21 protein-coding genes and 2 tRNA genes are annotated in these 24,166 nt (G+C 39.2%); 18 read left to right on the top strand and 5 right to left on the bottom strand.

Features of this window, described 5'->3' with window-relative positions:
- Positions 1–195 precede the first annotated feature (195 nt).
- Positions 196–915: a M15 family metallopeptidase gene (locus J7E57_RS05055; protein WP_215125869.1), complete on the bottom strand. Its 720-nt coding sequence runs from the start codon at positions 913–915 to the stop codon at positions 196–198.
- 292 nt (positions 916–1,207) lie between these two features.
- On the opposite strand from J7E57_RS05055, the gene J7E57_RS05050 reads away from it, so the two are divergent.
- The 5 genes from J7E57_RS05050 to J7E57_RS05030 all read left to right on the top strand — a co-directional run bounded on the left by J7E57_RS05050 (position 1,208) and on the right by J7E57_RS05030 (position 4,485).
- Positions 1,208–1,280: transfer RNA gene (locus J7E57_RS05050), tRNA-Gly, on the top strand.
- Positions 1,281–1,350: 70 nt separating this feature from the next.
- Positions 1,351–1,434: transfer RNA gene (locus J7E57_RS05045), tRNA-Leu, on the top strand.
- 980 nt (positions 1,435–2,414) lie between these two features.
- Complete coding sequence (locus J7E57_RS05040) at positions 2,415–3,131, top strand: TNT domain-containing protein (RefSeq protein WP_215125868.1); 717 nt, start codon at positions 2,415–2,417, stop codon at positions 3,129–3,131.
- A gap of 10 nt (positions 3,132–3,141) precedes the next feature.
- Complete coding sequence (locus J7E57_RS05035; RefSeq protein ID WP_215125867.1) at positions 3,142–3,558, top strand: hypothetical protein; 417 nt, start codon at positions 3,142–3,144, stop codon at positions 3,556–3,558.
- A 438-nt stretch (positions 3,559–3,996) separates the two neighbouring features.
- Positions 3,997–4,485 (top strand): DUF1569 domain-containing protein, encoded by a 489-nt coding sequence (locus tag J7E57_RS05030; protein WP_215125866.1) that lies wholly within the window; start codon positions 3,997–3,999, stop codon positions 4,483–4,485.
- A gap of 27 nt (positions 4,486–4,512) precedes the next feature.
- On the opposite strand, the gene J7E57_RS05025 is transcribed toward J7E57_RS05030, so the two are convergent.
- Together J7E57_RS05025 and J7E57_RS05020 are read right to left on the bottom strand one after the other, a co-directional pair.
- Positions 4,513–5,415, bottom strand: a complete 903-nt coding sequence (locus J7E57_RS05025; RefSeq protein WP_215125865.1) for an alpha/beta fold hydrolase — start codon at positions 5,413–5,415, stop codon at positions 4,513–4,515.
- Between the two features lie 169 nt (positions 5,416–5,584).
- Positions 5,585–5,839 carry a hypothetical protein gene (locus J7E57_RS05020; RefSeq protein WP_029279491.1) on the bottom strand — a complete coding sequence of 85 codons (255 nt, stop codon included), beginning with the start codon at positions 5,837–5,839 and terminating at the stop codon, positions 5,585–5,587.
- A gap of 358 nt (positions 5,840–6,197) precedes the next feature.
- Here J7E57_RS05020 and J7E57_RS05015 point away from each other — a divergent pair, with 358 nt between their 5' ends.
- Positions 6,198–6,560, top strand: a complete 363-nt coding sequence (locus J7E57_RS05015; protein WP_215125864.1) for a PleD family two-component system response regulator — start codon at positions 6,198–6,200, stop codon at positions 6,558–6,560.
- Between the two features lie 6 nt (positions 6,561–6,566).
- On the opposite strand, the gene J7E57_RS05010 is transcribed toward J7E57_RS05015, so the two are convergent.
- The gene (locus tag J7E57_RS05010; RefSeq protein ID WP_215125863.1) at positions 6,567–7,385 is read right to left on the bottom strand and encodes an alpha/beta hydrolase; all 819 of its coding nucleotides are present in this window, start codon (positions 7,383–7,385) and stop codon (positions 6,567–6,569) included.
- A 185-nt stretch (positions 7,386–7,570) separates the two neighbouring features.
- Between J7E57_RS05010 and J7E57_RS05005 the strand changes: the two genes are divergently transcribed.
- The 8 genes from J7E57_RS05005 (at position 7,571) to J7E57_RS04970 (ending at position 19,325) form a co-directional block, all read left to right on the top strand.
- On the top strand, positions 7,571–8,662 hold the full coding sequence (locus tag J7E57_RS05005; RefSeq protein ID WP_131029731.1) for an AI-2E family transporter: 1,092 nt from the start codon (positions 7,571–7,573) through the stop codon (positions 8,660–8,662).
- An 845-nt stretch (positions 8,663–9,507) separates the two neighbouring features.
- Complete coding sequence (locus J7E57_RS05000) at positions 9,508–10,701, top strand: SGNH/GDSL hydrolase family protein (RefSeq protein WP_215131862.1); 1,194 nt, start codon at positions 9,508–9,510, stop codon at positions 10,699–10,701.
- 154 nt (positions 10,702–10,855) lie between these two features.
- A complete protein-coding gene (locus tag J7E57_RS04995; protein WP_131029734.1) occupies positions 10,856–11,374 on the top strand; it encodes a protease in 519 nt (172 codons plus the stop codon).
- 257 nt (positions 11,375–11,631) lie between these two features.
- The gene (locus tag J7E57_RS04990; RefSeq protein ID WP_215131860.1) at positions 11,632–12,051 is read left to right on the top strand and encodes an SRPBCC family protein; all 420 of its coding nucleotides are present in this window, start codon (positions 11,632–11,634) and stop codon (positions 12,049–12,051) included.
- A gap of 502 nt (positions 12,052–12,553) precedes the next feature.
- On the top strand, positions 12,554–13,945 hold the full coding sequence (locus J7E57_RS04985; protein WP_215131858.1) for a TolC family protein: 1,392 nt from the start codon (positions 12,554–12,556) through the stop codon (positions 13,943–13,945).
- 13 nt (positions 13,946–13,958) lie between these two features.
- Entirely contained in the window at positions 13,959–17,243 is a 3,285-nt protein-coding gene (locus tag J7E57_RS04980; protein ID WP_215131855.1) for an efflux RND transporter permease subunit, read from the top strand.
- A 13-nt stretch (positions 17,244–17,256) separates the two neighbouring features.
- Positions 17,257–18,357 (top strand): efflux RND transporter periplasmic adaptor subunit, encoded by a 1,101-nt coding sequence (locus tag J7E57_RS04975; protein ID WP_215131853.1) that lies wholly within the window; start codon positions 17,257–17,259, stop codon positions 18,355–18,357.
- Between the two features lie 26 nt (positions 18,358–18,383).
- Complete coding sequence (locus J7E57_RS04970; protein ID WP_215131852.1) at positions 18,384–19,325, top strand: helix-turn-helix domain-containing protein; 942 nt, start codon at positions 18,384–18,386, stop codon at positions 19,323–19,325.
- Positions 19,326–20,117: 792 nt separating this feature from the next.
- Here J7E57_RS04970 and J7E57_RS04965 read toward each other — a convergent pair.
- The gene (locus J7E57_RS04965; RefSeq protein ID WP_251029807.1) at positions 20,118–20,711 is read right to left on the bottom strand and encodes a 2OG-Fe(II) oxygenase; all 594 of its coding nucleotides are present in this window, start codon (positions 20,709–20,711) and stop codon (positions 20,118–20,120) included.
- Between the two features lie 109 nt (positions 20,712–20,820).
- Here J7E57_RS04965 and J7E57_RS04960 point away from each other — a divergent pair, with 109 nt between their 5' ends.
- The 4 genes from J7E57_RS04960 (at position 20,821) to J7E57_RS04945 (ending at position 23,696) form a co-directional block, all read left to right on the top strand.
- Positions 20,821–21,825 carry a phosphotransferase enzyme family protein gene (locus J7E57_RS04960; RefSeq protein WP_215131850.1) on the top strand — a complete coding sequence of 335 codons (1,005 nt, stop codon included), beginning with the start codon at positions 20,821–20,823 and terminating at the stop codon, positions 21,823–21,825.
- A gap of 62 nt (positions 21,826–21,887) precedes the next feature.
- On the top strand, positions 21,888–22,751 hold the full coding sequence (locus J7E57_RS04955) for a dienelactone hydrolase family protein (protein WP_215131849.1): 864 nt from the start codon (positions 21,888–21,890) through the stop codon (positions 22,749–22,751).
- Positions 22,752–22,992: 241 nt separating this feature from the next.
- Complete coding sequence (locus tag J7E57_RS04950; RefSeq protein ID WP_215131847.1) at positions 22,993–23,313, top strand: hypothetical protein; 321 nt, start codon at positions 22,993–22,995, stop codon at positions 23,311–23,313.
- 77 nt (positions 23,314–23,390) lie between these two features.
- A complete protein-coding gene (locus J7E57_RS04945) occupies positions 23,391–23,696 on the top strand; it encodes a GIY-YIG nuclease family protein (protein ID WP_215131845.1) in 306 nt (101 codons plus the stop codon).
- Positions 23,697–24,166: the final 470 nt, after the last annotated feature.

The raw sequence follows: 24,166 nt of genomic DNA, 5'->3' as shown, positions 1-24,166 counted from the left end.
GGATCTTTCACGCTTCCAACCTTGGTTTTATTCATCCCCTCTAATGATAACCAAGGCAGAACCGCTGGTAAAACCATTTGACGATTATTACATTTAATTAAGAATTTTAGAATAAATGCATGGTAAAAGTTGATTTGGAAATAATTTCCAGAATATAGATTAGCGGTTTAATTTATTTAATGTTCTACGTTTTGATCATTTAACCAGATATCTATTAATAACGTATCCTTTAATGCCTTCAAAAACCACATTACTCCATTCGCCTTCTCTCGAAATTTCGCTAAGATAATCGCCTTTTAAAATAACTTTTTTCTTTCTCGAAGTAATAGATGGTCCTGTTCTAAGGTTTAAAGCTGCTTTTGCCCTGTAGAGGTTGACTACGTTTAGCGCAGCTCTTTTTAAATTGACATAACCATTTTTTCGATCGCCAATATTCCATTTGGCCTGCAATTGTTGCCAGGTATAACCAAAATCGAACTGAAAATGTGGTGGATCTTTAAACCTCTTCCAATCACCTCCCCACTCCCAACCGTTGGCCTTAAAAACGGCAACTACTTCTGTCCAATCGGCAATATCATCTTCGTCGAAATCTTTAACCATATTCCACGAAGTTTCCTGACCATCTATAGTCAGGGCAAAATCGACCGCTAAACCATAATTATGTATCGATTGACCTGCCTTTGCATTAGTCACAATATTTCCCATCGGCTTACTTTTCGATTTGCCATCAGGGCTAACCACAGTCCGTCCCAATTTATATAAAGCATCCTGCTCCTCAAACGTGCGCAAAGTAGCAGTTATTCTTACTTGTGCCCTACCCGTTAACTTTAATTCGGCTTTAGAAAAAGTCTCTGTTGCTAAAGCCCTTAAATCAGGGTGTAATAATTGAATTCTGGTTTGGCTTAATTTATCCATATATTAAAGTTTATAAACCTTTTTATTTTGGCACAAGCAACGATTACAAACGCAATCAGAATAGATAATCATTAGGTAACAAACATAAACTTGAAAAGTTCTACATCGGAGAAGGCCTACATCAAGCTCCAGAACAACAAAAAACCTTATAAATCCTAATTTTAAGAAATTTACCGCGCTGATTTTTAGGCATTAAGAATTTCATCCGAAAAATTTATTTTATTTTTTTGCTTTAAAAACTTTAATTCCTATATTTGCAACCCCAAAGGAATACAACACTATGTATTAATTTGCGAAAGTAGCTCAGTTGGTAGAGCACGACCTTGCCAAGGTCGGGGTCGCGAGTTCGAATCTCGTCTTTCGCTCTAAATGCCTTCCTACCAGAAGGCATTTATTTTAAAGTTAACCTACCGAAGGATTTCGGAACAGGCTAATGCTCGGGTGGTGGAACTGGTAGACACGCAGGACTTAAAATCCTGTGCTTTCAAAGGCGTGCGGGTTCGATTCCCGCCCCGAGTACTCAAAAAATCGAACGAAAACCTTTCAGAAATGAAAGGTTTTTTTGTTTTTAGTCATTTTTCTTTTAAGTTGAATTCTTTTGTTTACAGTTTATATGCTACGTTCTGAGAAAATCGGAAATTTCATATTGGGCATACCGAAATATTGGCAAAAGGCTTATTTGGTATAATAAAGGCAAGGTAACTGCAACCAGCGATAAAAACCCATAGGCTGTTGTATGCCAAGAATATTTTCTTAGTCGGGCAAGCTGTACAGAGAGAACTTGAAATCAAGTCGAAAAAGAGCAGTAAATATATCGAAAGGCTAATTGTCGATGGTGGAACTGATGGACACGTCCCAACCTAAAGTCGGGATGCTTTCAAAGGCGTGCGGGTTCGATTCCCGCCCCGAGTACACAAAGGGAAGTCTGATCTGATGATTAGACTTCCCTTTTTATTTCCCCTCAATTCTTTAGGAATCGAGTAAATAAGTTCTGCTGCCTCGTTCAATTTAGCGGCTCGATAAGTTAATCCGTCAAAACGAAGCATTTCACGAAATATCGAATCAAACAACTCTCTTTTCAATACATCGCAAGCTTCGTAAAACGAACTAAGTTGTGAAAGCGCCCCATTGCCTGCGAAAGCATTTTATCTATACTCGAAATGTTGGAGTTTTACAGCCTCACCTCGGTTAGCTTTATTTCGAGACACTTAACCTTACCTTCACATTCTTTCTTGATTTTCTTGTAATCGTCTGATTCCAATTTATCATCAAAAGCGAGTCTCGTGCTTTTGCAAGTTTTCTATTTAAGGCGGCTATTTCCTCATTGATCTCTTTACGTCCAATATAGGTTGTGCCCTTATATTTGTAGTTAATATTCTTATACAATTGTATTTTTTATCATTAAAAAATATTAGATTCGCCATGCAGTTAATGTCTTATTTTACTGCCACTATCGATCTATTTTAAAATCATCACTTTACTAAACTAAATTAAAAGCTATGAAAAATTTATTAAAGTACTTACTACTTTTAAACATTGCATTATTCTCTGTGGCTTGTCGCTCAGATAAGGATGGTCTTTTAGATGAACCACCCATTACGGCACCCACTGAATTCTACAAAAACGCAAACCAACTGGCTGCGACCTATGATCCTTCAAACACTGTAAGCCAGACAATGAGGGATCAGGTTTACGATTTATACAAGAAACAAAAGTGGGGCGACCTGGAAACGCTATTTTTAAACAACAATTTAAACGGAAAATGGCCACCTGCAAACGGGGGGTTCAATACTGTAGATGATACACCAATCACGATGGGACAAAAATACGATAGATACAGTGGTGCGATTGGAACCTACAGCGGAACAGGGGCTCCGACCTTGGGAGGAAGTTTTACAAGTCCAGTCATCAATGGATCCGTGTATACCTTCGGGCAAAGAGCCTTGAATCAACCTGAAAATACTTATGATTTTTATTATGAAATCGAAGTTTTAAATAATTCATTAAATTTCAAAGGCCAAACAGCAGATATTATTCCTTGGTTTAATCAGGTGGGCTATGGTAAGCAGACCATGTGGAAAATCCCGATCGATCCAGCGACTGGCTACCAAAAAACCTGGAATAAATTGGCCCAAGAAGGGTATATTAAAGTAACAATTAAGAAAAACCCGAGTGGAAAATACCCAGGAGCTGTGGGCGTAGTTATTGCACAATAAAATCATTTAGATGTATTCCATTTCAAAAAAAATATTCATTGAAAAACAGGTTTCTGTTGTCAAAAACATGTTCAGTAATGCAGAGATCGGTAACGCAACAGAAGTAAAATTCAGATGTTGTAACTGTGGACATGAAAATATCGTTAAAATAACACCTTATGAATCAGGCTTTCCGATTTTTCAATTGTACAATAACGAAAAAGTTTTAGCTAAAAATGAATTGTTAAAAAACAAAATTGCCTCCGAAACCTCCATAAATTTACTTCACTTTGGAGAATTGACAGTAAATGACTTACCAACATTGTACTTTGGAACAGATTGTCCGTCTTGTCATTCAAAATATATTTGTGTTTTCAGCTATGGTGAAAAACAACCTGGACTGACTTTGCTTACCATTTCCGGCGTATGGAAATATAACGAAATTTAAGCTTGGATATCCCAAAGATTGCCATTTGTTTTTCGGCAAAGTGATTAGCAGGTTCATTTTAAAAGTTTTGGAAAATATTTGTTGAAGCTGCAGTTGCCGACTAAAGCCAATAAATAATCTGCGCAGAACTACCTTTTGATTATAAGGTATCATAATATCGTTTATTAAACTAAACTGCTCCATCTTTCCCCGCAGAAAAAAATCAAAGAGGGTGTCCAAAAAGCTAGGACACCCTTTTTTGTTTAAAAGTTATTTATCCTCATCGCTAAAATGAGGAATCCGGAAAAAGGAGATCAAAAATCTATTTCAATTATTACTGCGATAATATATAATTGGCAAATATCGCCTTATAATTGTCTTGTATCACCCCACTCTGTGCCTACCCTATAGCATATATTTGTACATCAGCTTACCTGTAAAACCTGCATCCCATATAAAATGAACCCGCTAACCGAGCTAATAGCACCAAAGAACCGTAAATATTTAGAAAGCCTGTTGCTAAAACTTCAACCAAACACTTTTGCTATTTGGGGAAAAATGACCGCACAACAAATGGTTGAACACTTGATAAACCAGGTTGAATATACCAATGGTAAAAAGAAACCTTTCTGTGAAGTTTCAGAAGAAGAAGCAAATAGCGCCAGACAAATCAATATCTACACCGCTGTAGAAATACCAAGGAATGTAGTATTCGGAACACCTCAGCAAAAGTTACTGTATCCAGATCTGGTTAGTGCCACTCAACAGTTAATGACAGAACTTCATGATTTTGACCGGTATTTCGCTGAACCTGGAAAAACCGAAATACATGGCGCATTTGGACCAATGACCTATAAAGAATGGCTGATATGGCATAGCAAACATTTTTATCACCATTTGCAGCAATTCGGATTAATAACAGCATCCACCATTTACGGCCCATGTTGAGAAAAGCACAATGAATCAACACCATTTTTATTTTACTGCATTTGGATCAAGTGTATCCGCCTTAAGTAGATCATTAATAAAATTGCTTATTAGCATTAGTACCTCATCAAAATGAGTATCAAGCACATCGTGCCCGCCATCTAAAATATGGATTTGTGCATCCGGTAAGTCTCGTTTGTAACATGAAACTTCCTTTACTGAAAAAAATATTTCATACTTCCCCCATATAACGAGCGCTGGCGGCTGGTGATTGCGAAAATACGCCTGATAAATTGGAAACATTTCTAAGTGGGTTTTGAAATCACAGTTTAACTCAAACTGCCTTTCGATGTTCCCTGGCCTTTTCAGAAACTCCCAGTCGAGCATCCACAATTCCGGGCTGACTTTAGATAATATTTCTTCTGGAAGCCCACCGAAGTATTGATTTTTTATACCTTCCTTACTTAAGAATTTAATAAGCTTGTTCTTTTTTACAGGTGTTGGATTGTACCAATAGTCGATATACTCGTCCCATTCAGGCCCCATGCCCTCACGATATGCATTGCCGCTCTGAACAATTATACCAGAAATTTTTTCCGGATGGTTTATACATAATTGAAGTCCGATTGGCGCACCATAATCATGGAGATAAATAAAGAACTTATCTAGATTTATGGCTACTGTGAGTTTGTTTATCAAGGCTGATATGTTGCCAAATGTATATTCGAAATTATCCGGCACAGGAAACTCACTGAAGCCAAAACCGGGATAATCTGGTGCAACAAGGTGATACCGGTCAGACATGGCAATCATCATATTCTTGAAAGCTATTGATGAGGTTGGGAACCCATGTAAAAGCAGTAGAGATGGATTCTTCTCGTCTCCTGCCTCGCGGTAGAAAAGATCAATTCCATCAACTTTGATGGTTCTATTGTAAATTTGCCTCGACATCGTTTTTAAGTTGGCATAAAACCTTACAGATAAATCCGCTAATTGCTTAAAAAACAATTTTTATACGGCAATTGTTCTGAGCTATTTTTAAGGACTTTGAGTAAAAGAATCCTAAAACAAAACAGGCTTTCTTTGCCATAAAGAAAGCCTTTGCCAGAAGAATATCCGCTTAACTTAGGATAATCTGGTAATTTACGTTTACTCTTTTCGGATAATTGCTTTCCTCGTTGTTTAAGGAAACAAATGCCGCATTGCCATGAACTTCATTTTTCAACGCATGCTCATAATGCGATTGAATAGCTTCTTGATAATCGTGCTGAAGGTTTTTCGTTGTTTCGGCTAAAAGATTTCTATCATTCAGGTTTTCTGGCAATAATGTAATATCGCAGTTTCCATCACTGATTTCTTTGACTAAGTATTTCATTTTTGGTTTTAAATCTTCGTTTCCTGTTTTATAAATAAGATTTCGAGAACGGTCAAAAATATGGTAAGTCTTTAGCTTGTATGTAATCTAAAAGTTAATTTTTTACTTAAAATGATGTATTAATTTTAATGCAAACTACATTACTATCGCTACATCATTTTAATTTCATTGCGATTAGCATCTTTACGAGCCTGCTCATTATTTTTTCCCATTGAATTACAGGCACGTTTAAAACTAACCGTTGTGCTTTCGTCAAAATAGATCGAAACCTTTTAGCCCCGCCTTTGTTAATCAGTCATAAGGCATTTATTTACAGCACGTTAAACACAATCGCAATAACCTGATGGAGAACGAGAAGATGAAAAAGATATTAGTGGTAGATGATAATCAGGAAATACTGGAGGTTATAGAATTAATTTTAAGACTGGAAGGCTATCAGGTAAGTGGATTAATGGATGCAAGTCATTTTAACCACCGGATTAGCGAATTTAAACCCGATTTAATTTTGCTGGATGTGATGCTAGGTGCCCTCGATGGGCGAGATCTTTGCAATCTACTCAAAGCAAACGAGTTAACCCTGCACATTCCGGTAATTATGATTTCGGCCAGTCATAATTTAAACGATACGGGCGGCATTATTTGTCATCCTAACGATTTCATTGCCAAGCCATTCGATATCAGCAACCTGGTTAATAAAATAAGTGCACAGCTTGCTGCCTAAATTACATTAAGGTTTTGCGTTAAAATAATTGCTTAAGAAAACGCTCTGAAACTTAATCGCATTGGCCCAATAATCCCAGTTGTGTACACCAGGTCTGGCAGTAAAATCGTGAGGAATGTTGTTATACAGGAGCTCATCATGCAAACGTACATTCATTTTATAGAAAAAGTCTTCAGTACCACAGTCAATGGCAATAGCAAGTGATCCTGGCTTAATGCGATAAATCATATCAATCACACTGTTCTGTTTCCAACGTTCTGGAAATTCATCCTGTGTTCCCAATCTTTTCGAGATATTCCACCCATTCGGAAAAGGTTTAATGTCTACACCACCACTCATACTGCCTACGGCACCATAAACATCCTGGTGTTTAATGGCCAGGTATAGTGCACCATGGCCGCCCATGCTCAAACCGGTAATGGCCCTACCCTTTTTTTCGGCTATGGTTTTATAATGTTCATCAATATAGCTTACCAACTCTTTAGCTACGTAGGTTTCGTATTTCCATTCAGGATCTACCGGACTATCGAAATACCAACTGGTTACATTACCATCAGGGCACACAATAATAAACTGGTATTGGTCGGCCAGATTTTTAATCCCCGGCACTTTTTTGGCCCATTCGGCATAGTTACCGCCAGCACCATGGAGCAGGTAAACCACGGGGAACGTTTTTCCTGTTTTATAGCTATCGGGTTTAATTACCACTGCTTTAATATTTTTGTTCATCGATTTGCTAAAGGTTAAAGCGGTATCTACTTCCGCAGCGCTTAAAACGTGGCTAAACAAAAACAAACAGATGGCTATTAAAAAGCTATTTTTCATGGGGAGTTTTTAATTATTATTATAATATGGTGCTAAATTTATAAAATAACTGGATATTGTTTGCTATTTCTGCGAATCGACACCAAAAAAATAATGATGTCCTGCTCATCTATTCCTTAAACAGCTAAAAAACTTTAAAACAATTTTATTACCTTTTGGTTGTTGAACGGTGAACCCATCTAAAAATGCTTAAAACCTACCCATTTTACATCAAAGCTCCTGTAATTCTTTTAGGATTAGTAATTACAGTATTTATAATGAGTGTGCTGAGAGATATTCTTGTGCCACTTGCTTTCGCTGCGCTAATTGCGATATTGCTTAACCCACTTACCAATCGTTTTGAAAGAAAAATGCCTAAAATAGTAAGCATTATGCTCGCTATGATTATCGGTATTGTTGTCGTAATTGCCATACTCTATTTTCTATCCTCGCAGGTTGCCCACTTTTTCGACGATCTGGAAAGCATTAAGCACAAATTATCGCAACTGTTAGAGGAAATCAGAACCTGGCTGCAAACTACCTTTGGTATCTCCTCGCAAAAACAGATGCAAATGGTTAACGATGCTGCAAATGGAAGTAAAGCTTTAATTGGCCAAACCTTAAGTGGCTTAATGGGTGTGCTCAGTGTCGTTTTTTTAATCCCCGTTTATACTTTTCTGATCTTGCTGTACAAAACATTGATCCTTAATTTTATTTATGAAGTGTTTTCGGAGGAGAACAAACAAAAAGTTGCCGAAATTTTAGGTGAAACGAAAGCAGCAATACAAAGTTATATTATCGGTTTATTGATCGAAACTTCAATTGTTGCAGTGATGAACTCCGCGGCTCTGCTGATCCTCGGTGTACAAAATGCCATTTTAATTGGTGTTATAGGGGCAATACTGAACCTGCTACCCTACATCGGCGGTATTATAGCGATAGCTTTACCTGTGTTAATGGCAACTTTAACCATGGATGGTTTTACCACTCAATTATTAATTATAGGTGCCTATGCACTCATCCAGTTTATTGATAACAATATCCTTGTACCGCGCATTGTTTCGAGCAAGGTACAGATCAACGCACTTATTTCTATCGTAATTGTATTAATGGGTGCTGCACTTTGGGGCATCCCCGGAATGTTCCTTTCCATTCCTTTTATTGCGGTACTGAAAATCATCTTTGATCGGATTGATGGACTTAAACCCTGGGGAAAATTGCTGGGCGATAATATCCCGACTGAACACATGGGGCAGGTGAAAAGGTTTAGAAGGAAGAAAAAACTTGCGACAAACTAAACATCGATATTCTTTTTTTGAAAACGATCGTTCAGCAGCTCTTCGGGAACAGCAGCCCCGTTATTCGCTGTAGCCCCAATGAAGAATCGGGGGCTGCCGCTACTACCGGGTTTATTAACAAAGGTTCGTGCAGGTAAGCGCCCTGGCAAAAATAATACCACCTAACGGGCTATCTAGCCCCGATCCGATAGCTATCGGATGGAGTGAACATCCCGATAATTCATCGGGATAAAACGGAAAGCGGGAGGAAACCCAGATATGTTGTACTGGCATTGCTCTCCTATTAACTTTTATATGGTTTTATTTCTGAAAATGAGCGTTTAGTAATAATCGGGAACAGCAGCCCCGTTATTCGCTGTAGCCCCAATGAAGAATCGGGGGCTGCCGCTGCTACCGGGTTTATAAACAAAGGTTCGTGCAGGTAAGCGCCCTGGCAAAAATACTACCACCTAACGGGCCACCTAACCCCGATTAGAGTGAGCACCAAGCCGCAGGCAAAGCAAAACGGAAAGGTACTGTCTTTAAATTACCCTTCGACTCCATTATCATTGACAGATTCCAATAGAAATATCGTCATCTCGACCGAAGCACCGCGGAGTGGAGAGATCTTTAAACTATGTTATTAAATCGAACTTAAAGATTTCTTCCCGAATCTTCGGGATCGAAATGACGATACTTCTAATCGACTCGCCTCTTTTAAATTCTCTTGTGATTCATATGGATTTTCGCACCATAAATTACCCCTTAGGCTGACAATCGCTTCGTTACCCCATCATGCAAGTAAATTATTGCTGGAAACACACATCAATTGTAAATTTTATTACTTTTGATTTCTTCTAATCAACATGAAACTAACCTCTTTTCTTTGCCTGACATTACTGTTTACGTCACTATTTTCCAAAAGCTTTGCTCAAAACAAGTTACAATCATCATCGTTCATTACTTTTAATGGTTACAGCCATACCGTAGCAGAAAAATTTGGAAAAAACGAAGCGGTAACCGTTGCTTTTTTAGGCGGGTCGATTACCAATATGGAAGGCTGGCGTGGATTGGTAAGTAATTATTTAGCCAAAACTTATCCACAAACAAAATTCAGGTTCATTAACGCAGGTATTCCATCATTGGGCAGTTTGCCACACGCGTTCCGTCTTCAGCGCGATGTACTCGACAGTGGAAAAATTGATCTCTTGTTTCTAGAATCGGCTGTTAACGACCATGCCAACAAAACCGCTGAACAAACACAGCGTCGTGCTTTAGAAGGCATCATCAGACATACTTTAAACAAGAACCCGAAAACGGATATCGTAATGATGGCTTTTGCAGATGAAGATAAAAATGATGATTTTAATAAAGGTAAAATCCCAACTGAAGTAAAAGTACACAGCGATTTAGCTGAATATTATCACTTGCCATTTATTAACCTCGCTTTAGAAGTTGATAAACGTATTGCCAACGGCGAATTTACCTGGGCAGCTGATGTTAAAAACCTGCATCCCTCACCGTTTGGCCAACAACTTTATTTCAATACCATTAAAACTTATCTGGAAGAAAATCAGAAAAATGCCAACAAGAAAGCTTCGGCAGGTCTTCCTAAAATCATTGATAAATTTGCTTATACCAAAGGACAATATCTTAGCATTAATAGCGCCGAAAACTTAAATACTTTTAACATCAATAAAAACTGGAAGCCAATCGACGGGCTGGAAGGAAGACCAGGTTTTGTTAATATCCCGGTGCTCGAAAGCAATACCCGGAACAGTACCTTCGATCTGATTTTTAAAGGAAACACTGTGGGGCTTGCTATTTTATCAGGCCCGGATGCGGGTGCACTCCATTACCGCATAGATGACGAAGAAGAAAAAATGATCGATCTTTACACCCAATGGAGTTCAAGCTTGCATTTGCCATGGTACCTGCTACTCGGCGATCAACTCACTAACGGAACGCATAAATTAAGTGTACGGATCAGCGACCAGCACAACTCAAAATCAACAGGTTATGCCTGTCGAATTGCTTACTTTTTAGTTAATTCAAATTAATCGTCTTTTATTGGTCTGGATTTGCCATACAGATCTAATTAACAGCAGGCTTTTGCAAGCTGCATAAATTAATATATATTTGATACTTAATCGTTTTAGTTTGATCCTAATCAAACAATATCAATATTCATTTGCTTATATAAAAACCCCTTCCATGAAAAACATTAAAATAATTATCCCTGCACTTTTAGTATTGTTTTCTGCCTGCAGTGAGGCCACCAGAAACACCACAAATAGTAAAAGCGAAAGCATGCCTCAAACTACTGCTAATAAAACCGATTCGCTTGAGGTTAAAATGAAAATAAATGGCAATGTAGCTACCGGCGACCCACTATTGCTAAGGTTTGTAGTGTACAACAATACCGATAGTATAAAAACTTTCTGTATCTGGCATACACCTTTCGAGCCTTTAATGAGCAGTTATTTAAGCATTACCAACGAAAAAGGAGAAGAAGCACAGTACAAAGGCGCAATGGCCAAAAGAGTAATGCCACCGCCTGCGTCGAGTTATTCGAAGGTAAACCCAGGTGATAGCCTGGTTGCAAATGCCGATTTACTTAAAGCCTACGACCTGAAAAAAGGATCGAGCTATAAGGCAGTTTACACAGGCGGAAATATGAGCGGCTTAGTATCCAAAGACACGGTAACCTTTATTTATACGGAACTGCACTAGCATTCAACTCGGATTAAATAATAAAATATTCGATAATTTTTAGTCATTTAGCCTTAGTTGGCCGTATAGAGATGCACAGAGGTATTTTAATTTAATTACCTGTGTGCATTCTTTTTATCAATGGCTAACCATTTCTCTAATTGTAAAGCTTAGCTAAGCAATACAATAGTGGCATATTACCCCTTAATTTGTCGCATTTACGCTTTCCGAGTTGTTAAAGTTACTATAACTTTATAAAAAATTAAACACCTTAAAACATGGAAAATAAAACATCAATCACCGTAAAAACGACAGTAAATGCACCCGTAGAAAAAGTTTGGGAATTTTGGAATAACCCGGATCACATTACTAAGTGGGCCTTTGCCTCACCAGATTGGCATACCCCTTTTTCAGAAAACGATTTAAAAGTTGGCGGTAAATTTAAAAGCACTATGGCGGCAAAAGATGGCAGCATGAGTTTTGATTTCGGCGGAACATATACCACGGTTGATCAGCATAAAAAAATCGAATATACCATGGAAGATGGCAGAACGGTAAGCATTGTTTTTGATGCACTGAGTGAACAAACCAGGGTAACCGAAACTTTCGATGCCGAATCTACCAATCCGATCGAAATGCAACGAGGTGGCTGGCAGGCCATTCTGGATAATTTTAAAAGTTATACAGAGGAATCATAATATCTTATTATAAACAGGCTGTATCATATTTGAAATTCCATCCGAACTTGTTAAGTTGAACTTCCTTAAGGATCCTACCGTGTGGACACATCTTTTGCTATATCCTTAGCATTGGCCGTCATTGCCAGCTTGACTGGCAATCCTAATGCGACAAGAAAGGTTAATGAGCAATATCTGAAGCTTTAAGATTCCCGTTTTCACGGGAATGACGCATGATGAATGGAATTGTGTTCACACGACGGGAAGAATCGGGACAAACAGTCGAAACATCCTGCGAGATATTTAAACAAGTCCATCGACAGGCTCTCCGTAGGAGTCCTTTGGACAGGATGACAATTTAACTGTTATGATACAGCCTCTTCTTATTTTTAGCAGCAGAAACTGTCCCTTTTTACTTCTTAAGTAACAATTCGATTATTATTTGATTCGCATAATTTTTGATTTGAACCGAATACTTTGATATAACGATCATCATTTACATTTGCCGTGTAAATTATACACTATGTCTCGTATATCTTTATTTTATTTTTCGTTATTATTCTTTACCAGTTTATCCATCGGCGTAAATGCACAAACACTTAGCCTTAAGCAAGCTGTTAACACTGCATTAAGCAATTATGGCACCATTAAGGCTAAAGATAATTATGCCAATGCATCAAAATCATCTATCCAACAGGCCAAAAGAGAGTATTTACCGAACTTCAGTTTAAGTGCCCAACAGGATTATGGTACCATTAACGGCCAAAATGGACCGCAATATGGTCTTGGTGGTTTGGGAACGGCCTCATCTGGTCCTGCTCTAAACAAACAAAACTGGAATGCCGCATTCGGTGGGCTCTATTTGGCCAATATAAACTGGGATTTCTTCACTTTTGGAAAAATCAGGGAGCGCATTAAAATTGCCGATGCCGCTTACCAAAGAGACAAAAATGACCTGGAACAGGAAAAATTCCAGCAGGAAATCCGTGTTTCTGCCGCCTATTTAAATCTGCTGGCTGCGCAAAGGTTAAGCAAATCGCAACAGAAAAATCTCGATCGCGCTGTTACCTTTAAAAATACGGCCATCATCAGGGCTAAAAACGGATTAATTGCTGGAGTAGATTCTTCTTTCGCAAAAGCCGAAGTTTCTAATGCCAAAATCGCTTTAACAAAAGCTAAAGATTTAGAGCAGGAACAGGCCAACCGTTTGGGCGTGTTAATGGGATTAAGCGCAACATCATACGAATTAGATACTGCTTCAATTACGCGCATTCCTGGCAACCTGCTGGAAGATACAGTGATCAAAAGCTCACATCCACTATTAAAGTTTTACCAGAACCGTGTTGATGTTAGCCAGCAACAGGTTAATTATTTCAAAAAATTATACTACCCTACGTTTAGCTTATTCGGTGTAATGCAGGGCCGTGGTTCGGGTTTTAACCCAGGTTATGCCTTAGATCAGGCTGCTTATTCTTCCAGTTATGCTGATGGTATAAACCCTACCCGTGGAAACTATTTGATTGGCATAGGAATGACCTGGAACCTGTCGACCTTACTTAAAAACCGCCCACAGGTACGTGCGCAAGAATACATTAGCCAGGGCTTAAAGGAAGAATATAATCTGGTTGATCAGCAACTTAAAGCACAGTTGGCACTTGCAGAAACTAAACTAACCAACGCTTTGGCCAATTACAGAGAAGCACCTATTCAAGTAAAAGCAGCATCTGATGCTTATCTGCAGAAAAATACACTCTACAAGAACGGACTTACCACGTTAGTAGATCTTACACAGGCGCTGTTTACCTTAAACCGGGCCGAAACCGATCGGGATATTGCCTTTACCAATGTTTGGCAGGCCTTATTGCTAAAATCGGCAGCACTCGGGAATTACGACATATTTATCAACGAATTTTAACCTGGCTACATAAATGAATTTAATCCGTTTCGCACTCCGCAAGCCCATATCCATCTTAGTTTTAGTAGCTGGATTGTTCTTTTTCGGTATTGGGGCCATCAATCAGATCAAGGTTGATATTCTTCCGCAGATGAACCTTCCGGTGATTTATATTGCGCACCCTTTTGGTGGTTACACACCCGACCAAATGGAGGCTTATTTTGGTAAACAGTACGTTAATATCCTGCTTTTTGCAAACGGCATTAAAAGCATCGAAACCAAAAACACACAGGGTTTAATGTTAATGAAGCTAACCTATTACGAGGGTACCAACATGGCCCAGGCGGCGGCAGAACTAAGTGCATTATCTACAAGGGCACAAGCTATTTTTCCGCCAGGTTCGCAACCACCGTTCGTGATCCGTTTTGATGCTTCATCGCTTCCTGTTGGACAATTGGTATTAAGCAGCCCTATCCGCACCAACAATGAATTACAGGATCTGGCCAATACTTATGTGCGCCCTAGTTTTTCAGCTATACCAGGTTTGCTTTCTCCTGCCCCTTTTGGAGGTAGTCCAAGAACGATAGAAATCAATGTAAATCCGTCACTTTTGCGCTCCCATAACCTAACGGTAGATCAAGTAGTAGAAGCCATCAGGCTAAATAACCAGACCGCACCTTCAGGAAATGTGAGGATAGGCGATAAAAACTATATCACACCAACCAATTATACCATTAAAAAGGTTAAAGATTTTGAGAACATTCCCTTATTTAAGGGCAGCGTGCAAAATTTGCAGCTCCGCGATGTAGCAACGGTTAAAGATGGCGCCGATTTAATTGCAGGTTATGCCTTAATCAACGGCAAGCGGTCGGTATATTTAAGTATCGCTAAATCTGGGGATGCCTCTACCTGGGATGTGGTTAAAAACTTAAAGAAAAACCTACCGAACATCCAAAATACCTTACCGGAAGATGTTAAACTTTCTTATGAGTTCGACCAGTCTGTTTATGTAATCAACGCTGTAAAAAGTCTGATCAGTGAGGGCGCTATCGGTGCGATATTAACAGGTTTGATGGTTTTACTTTTCCTGGGCGATAAACGTGCGGCATTGATTGTAATCCTCACCATTCCAACATCTATTATTGCTGGTGTTTTGTTCCTAAAGTTGTTCGGACAAACAATCAACATCATGACCCTGAGCGGATTGGCTTTGGCCATTGGTATTCTGGTAGATGAATCGACGGTAACGATAGAAAACATCCACCAGCATTTTGATATGGGCAAACCCAAGGCCCTGGCCATTTGGGATGCCTGTAAGGAAATCGCCTTCCCTAAATTGTTAATCCTGTTTTGTATCCTTGCCGTATTTGCACCTGCCTTTACCATGACAGGGATTCCAGGAGCATTATTCTTACCCTTGGCATTGGCAATCGGCTTTTCGATGGTGGTTTCATTCCTGTTATCGCAAACTTTCGTACCAATTATGGCCAACTGGCTAATGGTTGCACACCCAAAAAAAGGCAGTGAACATCACCCGGGCATTACTCAGGATGAGGCTGATTTTGCCGCAACTGGCATTACACTCGAATCGGAAAAAGATACCTTGAACCAAAAAAGAGTACTGGTTGAACGTGAAGATTTTAGTGGCAATGGCAAAATTGGTTTCTTTGATAGGTTCCGGAACCGTTTTATGCGTTTCCTTGATCGGATACTGCCTTACCGAAAATCTGTCGTTTTGGTTTATTTGGTGGTAATTATCGGTTTAGCTGCGCTATTATTGGCTAACATTGGTCGCGATGTTTTGCCAAGAGTTAACTCAAGTCAGTTTCAGTTGCGTTTACGTGCACCTGATGGAACACGTTTAGAACGTACCGAAGAAAAAGCAAATGTGGTTTTGGCTGAGCTAAAAAAAATGGTCGGAGAAGAGCATATGGGCATTTCTTCTGTTTATGTTGGTCAACACCCTGCCCAGTTTTCGGTGAACCCCATCTACCAGTTTATGGCAGGTCCGCATGAAGCTGTTTTCCAGGTAAGTTTAAAAGACTTTGAGGAAGATATGGATGATTTTAAAGATCAGTTCCGGGAGAAAATCAAAAAAGTTCTGCCTGATGTTAAACTTTCTTTCGAGCCGATTGAGCTAACGGATAAGGTATTGAGCCAGGGCTCTCCTACCCCTGTTGAAGTACGTATTGCAGGCAAAAACAAAAAGCTGAATGAAAAGTATGCCAATAAAATCCTCGCAGAACTGAAGGAAATCCCTTACATGCGCGATGTTCAGCTAGCACAACCCATTAAATATCCATCATTAAATATCGATATCGACAGGACCCGTGCAGCACAGATCGGGGTGGATATGGCCGATATTTCTAGATCATTAATTGCCTCAACTTCATCATCACGTTATACGGACAAAAATATCTGGTTAGATGAAAAAGCGGCTTTGCCTTATAGTGTTCAGGTTCAGGTACCACTTAACCAAATGACCAGTAAAGATGATATTGGAGAAATTCCGTTATTGAAAAATTCGGCACGACCAGTTTTAAGCGATGTGGCAAAAATTACTGCTGATACCACGGCTGGCGAAAACGATAACATTGGTGCTATGCCTTTCCTATCGGTAACGGCGAACCTTTACCATATGGATCTGGGTGCAGCATCAAAAGATGTAGAAAAAGCCATCAAAGACGTAGGCGAACTGCCAAGGGGATTAAATGTTACCGCCATCGGTTTAAGTAAAGTGTTAACTGATACTTTAGACAGCTTACAATCTGGCTTATTTGTGGCCATTGTGGTAATTTTCTTGATGCTGGCAGCCAATTTCCAGTCTTTTAAAGTTCCATTGGTTATCTTAGCCACTGTACCAGCAGTTATTTTAGGTTCACTATTGTTATTAACCATTACCGGATCAACCTTAAACCTGCAATCTTATATGGGGATTATCATGTCGGTCGGGGTATCTATCGCCAATGCGGTATTGCTCATCACCAATGCAGAGCAACTAAGAAAGCACAATGGGAATGCACTGGAATCGGCACGCGAAGCTGCAGCATTGCGTTTGCGCCCAATTATCATGACGAGTATTGCGATGATTGCGGGTATGTTGCCAATGGCCATCGGTCATGGTGAAGGTGGTGGAGCGGTTTCTCCACTAGGCAGAGCCGTTATTGGTGGCTTACTGGCTTCAACATTCGCCGTACTCGTTATATTGCCATTGGTATTTGCATGGGTTCAGGGAAAACAGACTACCAATTCGATGTCGCTTGATCCGGAAGACGAAGAAAGCATCCATTACATTAAAGGTTTACAAGAAAAAGAATAAATCATCATCATAAATGAATACGAAGATATTTTCAACAGGATTATTAAGTACAGGATTTTTAGTGTTAACGGCCATGTATGGCTGTGGGCGCTCCGAATCGAAAGTAACACCCAAGAAAGAAAAAGAAGCAGCTATAGCCACCTTCGATCTTAAAAAAGAGAAACTATCCACCAAACTGAGTTTGCCAGGCGAATTAATTGCTTTGCAACAAGTTGATTTATATGCTAAAGTAAGCAGCTTCGTAAAAACCCTAAAAGTTGATATCGGCTCAGAAGTAAGTAAAGGTCAATTGTTGATGACTTTGGAAGCACCTGAAATGACTTCCCAACTGGCTGCAACACAGTCGCGGATAAAAGCACAGGAAGCCATTTATACTGCGAGCAAAGCGAATTATAACCGTTTGTACGAAACCAGTAAAACCCCCGGAACGATCTCTACAAACGACCTGGACCAGGCTATGGCAAAAAAAAATGCTGATTTTGCACAGCTTGAAGCAGCAAAAGCCACTTACAAAGAAGTGGGTTCAGTTCAGGATTATTTAACCATCAGGGCACCTTTCAGCGGAATTATTTCAGCTAGAAATGTGAATTTAGGCGCTTACGTTGGTCCAACAGGCAAAGGTTCTGATTTACCTTTATTTACGCTACAGGATCAAAAAAACCTGCGTTTGGCTGTTTCCATTCCAGAAGTTTATACCGGATATTTAAAAGCTGGTGATGAGATTAGTTTTACCGTTAAATCTTTGCCTAGCCAGACCTTTAAGGCTAAAGTGAAACGTTTATCAGGCGCTTTAGATTTGCGCTTACGTTCTGAACGCATTGAAATGGATGTACCAAATGCCTCGAAGGTTTTATTACCGGGCATGGTTGCTGAAGTGAACATTCCGCTTCCGGCCAATGCCAGTACCTTTATCATTTCCAAGAAAGCTTTATTGGATACCAGCGAAGGATTATTCGTTTTAAAAGTAGCCGATAATAAAGCCGTGAAAGTGGGTGTAAAAAAAGGCCGTGAAACCGACGACAAGGTAGAAGTTTTCGGCGATTTAGCAGAAGGTGACAAATTAGTGGCAGAACCGACCGAGGAAATGCATGAAGGAATGACGATTAAACCATAACTTTACCTGTATTAAGCACTTAAAATATGTTATCAAAAAATCAAGAGCTTTCTACCCTTCAAAAAAAGGAAACATTAGAGGATTTTTACAATAAATTAAAAATCACAAGGCCTGAAATTCCTACGCCAAGCTTAGGAATGATCAATGATATCGGGCACTTTAATGTTTTTAACAGAACTACTGTTTGCAGCAACGTACCATCTGTTTTCAGCCGCAGAGATTTTTATAAGATTTCGCTGATCATAGGCAATGGGATTTTGCATTATCCTGATGCACAGATTGAAATTAAAGGACGGGCATTACTGTTTACCAATCCGAATATTCCATATTCATGGGAAAGTACTTCGCCAAAACCTGCTGGTTTCTTCTGTTTATTTACCGAGAATTTTATCCATAACCGTAACGAAACTCTTCGCGATTCTTTATTGTGGCGCATTAATGATAGCCCGGTAATTCATATTAACGAAGAGCAGGAAGTTATCTTAACAGATATCTTTACTAAAATGATGAAAGAAATGGATGGCGATTACATCCATAAATACGATCTGTTAAGAAACTATGTACAACTTATTGTTCACGAAGCATTAAAGGTAAAACCTCAGGATGTTATCTTTAAACAGAATAATGCATCGGCGCGCCTAACTTCATTGTTTATCGAATTATTGGAAAGGCAGTTCCCCATTGGTTCTACAGAACATATTTTGGAGTTGAAAACAGCCCACGATTTCGCCTTCCGCTTGTTGGTGCATGTAAATCACTTAAACCATGCGGTAAAAGAAGTAACGGGCAAAACCACTTCTGAGCACATTTCGAGAAGGATAGCAACCGAAGCGGTGGCTTTGCTGAAACATACCGAATGGAATATCGCACAGATTGCCTATTGTTTGGGTTTCGAATACCCGGCAAATTTTAATATATTTTTTAAACGTCAGATGCAATGCACCCCAAAGGGTTTTAGAGCAAATTGATCATAATCGTATTAAACCTAGTCGTTTAAGTATCCGAAGCGCCAATCCTGAAATGAGGAAATGGCGCTTTTTTATTGACCAATACTAAATGATCAGTCATTCCCGATAGTTTCGTCATTTCGAGGGATAATTTATTTTATAAAAATCAATATGAATGACGTTGAAATTTCAGGCGGTATATAATTCCCCTCTTTTAGAGGGGTGTCCGCAGGACGGGGTGTTTTATTTGTCCTAGCCGGACGGGCGTCTTTCTTTTTGGTGTCAAAAAGACCAGCGCAGCTAGCTTGAACACAAATAAAAAAAACGGAACAAGTGAAAAAACAAAAAACACCGGCTGAAAATTTTTCTTTTGAAGCTAGTGGGTTGGCTTGAGCAGTGCGGCCCGAAAAATTTGTTAGGCCGGATTTAAGTAGAACGGGGATAGCAGTGCTATGGCCTAGCTGGACGGGAATGCGAAAGCGATTAAAGTGCTGATTAATAATAGTTTGTAAAATAACGTCAATGGTGGCGGTGTGGAACAAAATGGGAATCTCTGGAGAGGGCCGTCACCCTGAACTCGTTTCAGGGTCTTATCAACAACGATTTTCAAAAATAGATGCTGAACAGGTTCAGCAGGACGTATCTTTGAATGAGAATCTCCTGTATTAGCAATTCCTTTTATCCTTAATAAAAAACACGTCGACTCGACTACCTGGAAGGTAATACCATTGTGCTTAAAAACGGACAACAGGTACCTATCGGTAAAAACTATAAAGGGATGATCAAACAGTTGCTCGATATTAAGGATTAAGTTTAACCGACCTTTAACCAGCCTGTAATACTCATCCTTTGTTTATGGGTAAGCAATACCTCGTGTGCCAGGTCTGAACTTTTAAAGAAAACACTTTTGCCGTTATTGGGAGAGATATGCTGTTCCTCATCAACATGATAAATACGTAGCTCTCCCCCATCTTCTATTTTCCAATCGCTGTTCAGATACATAATCATCGAATATTGCCGACTTCCGTTGTGCTGAAACTGATCGATATGTTTTTTGTAGAACGTGCCCGATTCGTAAAGTGTATAATGAAATTCGTATCCGGTGATCCCCGTATAACAGGTACGGTTTAAATAAACCACAAATTCATCCATCAGATCGAAGAAATCATTTTCGTATTGATTATTATGCTTTCTGTCTAACCAGTAAATCACATCGCTTCTAATCAACTTGTTTTGATTCACAACCGTATCGTTACCCACGCCAGCATTTAAAAGTTTTTTATTTTCAAATAACCCGATCAGGTTATCTTTAAGATTGGCCGCTAAAGAAACACTTAAAAAGTTTTCGGCAATGCCCACTTTATCTTCAATAAAACTATCGATAAGGCAATCAAATATTTTTTCCAACAGATTGTATTAATCTTAAAACGATTTGCCTAAGGAGTGTAAGGTAGTCTTATTTAATGGCTAAGATGTCATTTCTAAAATTTATATTTGAACCCCCAAAGCGCTACTTATGCAAAACATTTTCCCCGCACAATACTCTACCTTGTCAGCCGCTGCCTTAAAAGATCATTTAATTGAAGCTTATCGGTTAGATCCATCTACAACCTGCCGATTACTCATCAGAAATGTAAGCGACACTTATATCCTGGAAAATCTAAGCCAGAAATACATCTTCAAAATCTACCGCGATGCACACCGCAAACGCAATGAAATTGAAGCTGAAATAGAATTGCTCAATATTTTAAGGACAAACGGAAACGCAGTATCCTACCCTATAACCGATGTAAATGGAAAACAAATTCAACAGTTTAATGCCATAGAAGGTTTAAGAAATGGTGTACTGTTTTCTTTTGCTGAAGGAAAGGTGATTTTAGATTTGGAAAATGCGCACCTTATTCAATTGGGCCAAGACATGGCCACCTTGCACCAAAGTACTTCTTCAATAAAGCTGAATAATGCAAGACCGGTATTCAACTTTGAAACGACTTTATTTGAACCTTTGCGCGATTTAAAACCTCATTTTACAGAAATGCCTGAGGAATTTGACTACCTGACCAACATTGCTGATAAAGTGGTTAAAAAGTTCGAAGGATTTAATACTTCAAAATTCAGCTATGGCTATTGCCACTATGATTTTTTCCCTAAAAACTTCCATTTTGATGAAGCGGGAAAAATTACCTTTTTTGATTTCGATTTTGCAGGTGAAGGCTACCTGATTAACGATTTAATGTCGTTCCTTAACCATTATTTTTTCCATCAATTAAATAACCTAATTTCCAAAGAGCAGGCAGAAAAGGATTTCGACACCTTTTTAAATGCTTATCAGCGAGTTAGGCCGTTAACTGACGATGAATTAAAAGCCATTCCATATCTGGGGATCACCTTTCATATTTTCTTCCTCAAATTCTTTTATGATAATTACGATGATTGGTCGAATGCCTTCTTAACCCCTCGTTATACGAAACACCGTGTAACACTGATTAAAAAATGGGAAGAAATGTATTGTAACTTTTAGGCAATGCTACCTCAAATCTCGACATCCTTGTTTATCTTGTAGGGTAATTCAAAATCAATAAGATGGATCAGAAAATAATCAACCTGTACGATGAATATACCCATAGCCAGGTAAGCAGAAAAGATTTTATGAGAAAGCTGGCTATCCTGGCTGGTAGCACAGCATTGGCTATGACTATTCTTCCAATGCTAGAAAATAATTACGCCGCTGCAGCAGATTTTAACAGTGATGATATCGAAGTTGAAAATATTACCTACGCTGGTGTTGACGGTGAAATGAAAGCTGTACTGGCCAAACCCAAAGGTAAAAAGAACTTAGGTTGCGTACTGGTTATTCATGAAAACAGAGGTTTAAATCCACATATTATTGATGTTACCAAACGTGTTGCCGCCGAAGGTTTCCTGGCCCTTGGTGTTGATGCCCTTTCGCCGCTTGGTGGAACCCCGACAGATGAAGATAAGGGACGCGAGTTGATCGGTAAATTAGACCCTGAAAAGAACTTACAGAACTACTTAAAAGGATTGGACTATTTACGCAATAGAAAAGACGGAAACGGTAAAGTAGGCTGTGTTGGCTTTTGCTGGGGAGGTGGAATGGCCAATAAATTAGCGGTTAATGATCCTAAACTACAGGCAGCTGTCGCTTATTACGGTGCACAGGCCAATGCGGCAGACGTCCCTAAAATTAAAGCGAGTTTAATGCTGCATTATGGCGGTTTGGATGAACGCATTAATGCCGGGATTCCAGCTTACGAACAGGCATTAAAAGACAATAAAATTGATTACAAAATTTACATCTACGATGGCGTAAACCATGCCTTTAACAACAATACCTCACCTACGAGATATAATGAAGCTGCAGCAAAACTAGCCTGGAGCAGAACAATTGATCTTTTTAAACAGAAACTGGCGGTGTTAACGAGGTAAATTCGTCATAGCGAGCGGGTCCCTCAGTCGGTTCGTCATTTCGAGCAGAGCGCAGCGCAGTCGAGAAATCTTTTAAAGATGCTATCCTTCAAACTAGGTTTAAAAGATTTCTCCACTACAGTCGAAATGACGATACCCCTAGAGAGATTTCTCCATCCAATCATCCGTCATTTCGAGCGGAGCAATCACAGTCGGTTCGTCATTTCGAGCGCAGCGCAGCGAAGCCGAGAAATCTTTAAAGATGCTATCCTTCAAACTAGGTTTAAAAGATTTCTCCACTGCGGTCGAAATGACGATACCCCTAGAGAAATTTCTTCATCCAATCATCCGTCATTTCGAGCGGAGCAATCAGTCGGTTCGTCATTTCGAGCAGAGCGCAGCGCAGTCGAGAAATCTTTTAAAGATGCTATCCTTCAAACTAGGTTTAAAAGATTTCTCCACTACGGTCGAAATGACGATACCCCTAGAGAGATTTCTCCATCCAATCATCCGTCATTTCGAGCGGAGCAATCAGTCGGTTCGTCATTTCGAGCAGAGCGCAGCGCAGTCGAGAAATCTTTAAAGATGCTATAAAAACCAAACTTAAAAGATTTCTCCACTGCGGTCGAAATGACGATTTTTCTCCTTAAATTCATGATCATGGAACGCGGAGGATGCATCTACATCATGACCAATTATCAAAGAACAACTTTATATATTGGTGTAACTTCTGATCTAAGAAGCCGTATTTACGAACATCAGAATAAAACTTATCCCAACTCATTTACTGCCAAGTACAATTTGATTTATTGTGTTTTTTATGAAGCTTTTCTATCAATTGAAGAAGCTATTGATCGAGAAAAGCAATTAAAAAAATGGAACAGAGCGAAAAAAGATGCACTAATTAATAGTTTTAATGAAAATTGGGGTGATTTGACAGAAATTATAAATGAGTGGGATGAATAAGAATTATAAACCTGGCATTTCGAGTGGAGCCCCCACTCATACCGTCATTTCGAGCGGAGCAATCAGTCGGCTCGTCATTTCGAGCGGAGCGCAGCGAAGTCGAGAAATCTTTAAAGATGCTATAAAAACCAAACTTAAAAGATTTCTCCACTGCGGTCGAAATGACGAAATCACAATAAAGATTTCTCCATTACGCTACCGATGAAAAATCGGTAGCTTCAGTCGAAATGACGTTCTCTCTACTAATTCTTTCTACACTACTTTCGTCATTTCGAGCGGAGCAATCAGTCGGTTCGTCATTTCGAGCAGAGCGCAGCGAAGTCGAGAAATCTTTTAAAGATGCTATAAAAACCAAACTTAAAAGATTTCTCCACTGCGGTCGAAATGACGAAATCACAATAAAGATTTCTCCATTCCGTAACCGATGAAAAATCGGTAGCTTCAGTCGAAATGACGTTCTCTCTACTAAT

It is taken from the genome of Pedobacter sp. ISL-64 (assembly GCF_018613605.1).
GTDB lineage: Bacteria > Bacteroidota > Bacteroidia > Sphingobacteriales > Sphingobacteriaceae > Pedobacter.
Note: the sequence above shows the minus strand (reverse complement) of the source record. Positions and strands in the feature narration are given on the sequence as shown.

Coding starts and splice junctions, on each gene's coding strand:
- J7E57_RS04990 (WP_215131860.1), top strand. CDS start 11,632: ATGGAAAATAAAACATCAATCACCGTAAAAACGACAGTAAATGCACCC.
- J7E57_RS04955 (WP_215131849.1), top strand. CDS start 21,888: ATGGATCAGAAAATAATCAACCTGTACGATGAATATACCCATAGCCAG.
- J7E57_RS05035 (WP_215125867.1), top strand. CDS start 3,142: ATGTATTCCATTTCAAAAAAAATATTCATTGAAAAACAGGTTTCTGTT.
- J7E57_RS05020 (WP_029279491.1), bottom strand. CDS start 5,839: ATGAAATACTTAGTCAAAGAAATCAGTGATGGAAACTGCGATATTACA.
- J7E57_RS05000 (WP_215131862.1), top strand. CDS start 9,508: ATGAAACTAACCTCTTTTCTTTGCCTGACATTACTGTTTACGTCACTA.
- J7E57_RS04960 (WP_215131850.1), top strand. CDS start 20,821: ATGCAAAACATTTTCCCCGCACAATACTCTACCTTGTCAGCCGCTGCC.
- J7E57_RS05030 (WP_215125866.1), top strand. CDS start 3,997: ATGAACCCGCTAACCGAGCTAATAGCACCAAAGAACCGTAAATATTTA.
- J7E57_RS05040 (WP_215125868.1), top strand. CDS start 2,415: ATGAAAAATTTATTAAAGTACTTACTACTTTTAAACATTGCATTATTC.
- J7E57_RS04970 (WP_215131852.1), top strand. CDS start 18,384: ATGTTATCAAAAAATCAAGAGCTTTCTACCCTTCAAAAAAAGGAAACA.
- J7E57_RS04985 (WP_215131858.1), top strand. CDS start 12,554: ATGTCTCGTATATCTTTATTTTATTTTTCGTTATTATTCTTTACCAGT.
- J7E57_RS04995 (WP_131029734.1), top strand. CDS start 10,856: ATGAAAAACATTAAAATAATTATCCCTGCACTTTTAGTATTGTTTTCT.
- J7E57_RS04945 (WP_215131845.1), top strand. CDS start 23,391: ATGGAACGCGGAGGATGCATCTACATCATGACCAATTATCAAAGAACA.
- J7E57_RS05005 (WP_131029731.1), top strand. CDS start 7,571: ATGCTTAAAACCTACCCATTTTACATCAAAGCTCCTGTAATTCTTTTA.
- J7E57_RS05025 (WP_215125865.1), bottom strand. CDS start 5,415: ATGTCGAGGCAAATTTACAATAGAACCATCAAAGTTGATGGAATTGAT.
- J7E57_RS04950 (WP_215131847.1), top strand. CDS start 22,993: ATGCTATCCTTCAAACTAGGTTTAAAAGATTTCTCCACTGCGGTCGAA.
- J7E57_RS05015 (WP_215125864.1), top strand. CDS start 6,198: ATGAAAAAGATATTAGTGGTAGATGATAATCAGGAAATACTGGAGGTT.
- J7E57_RS05055 (WP_215125869.1), bottom strand. CDS start 915: ATGGATAAATTAAGCCAAACCAGAATTCAATTATTACACCCTGATTTA.
- J7E57_RS04975 (WP_215131853.1), top strand. CDS start 17,257: ATGAATACGAAGATATTTTCAACAGGATTATTAAGTACAGGATTTTTA.
- J7E57_RS05010 (WP_215125863.1), bottom strand. CDS start 7,385: ATGAAAAATAGCTTTTTAATAGCCATCTGTTTGTTTTTGTTTAGCCAC.
- J7E57_RS04980 (WP_215131855.1), top strand. CDS start 13,959: ATGAATTTAATCCGTTTCGCACTCCGCAAGCCCATATCCATCTTAGTT.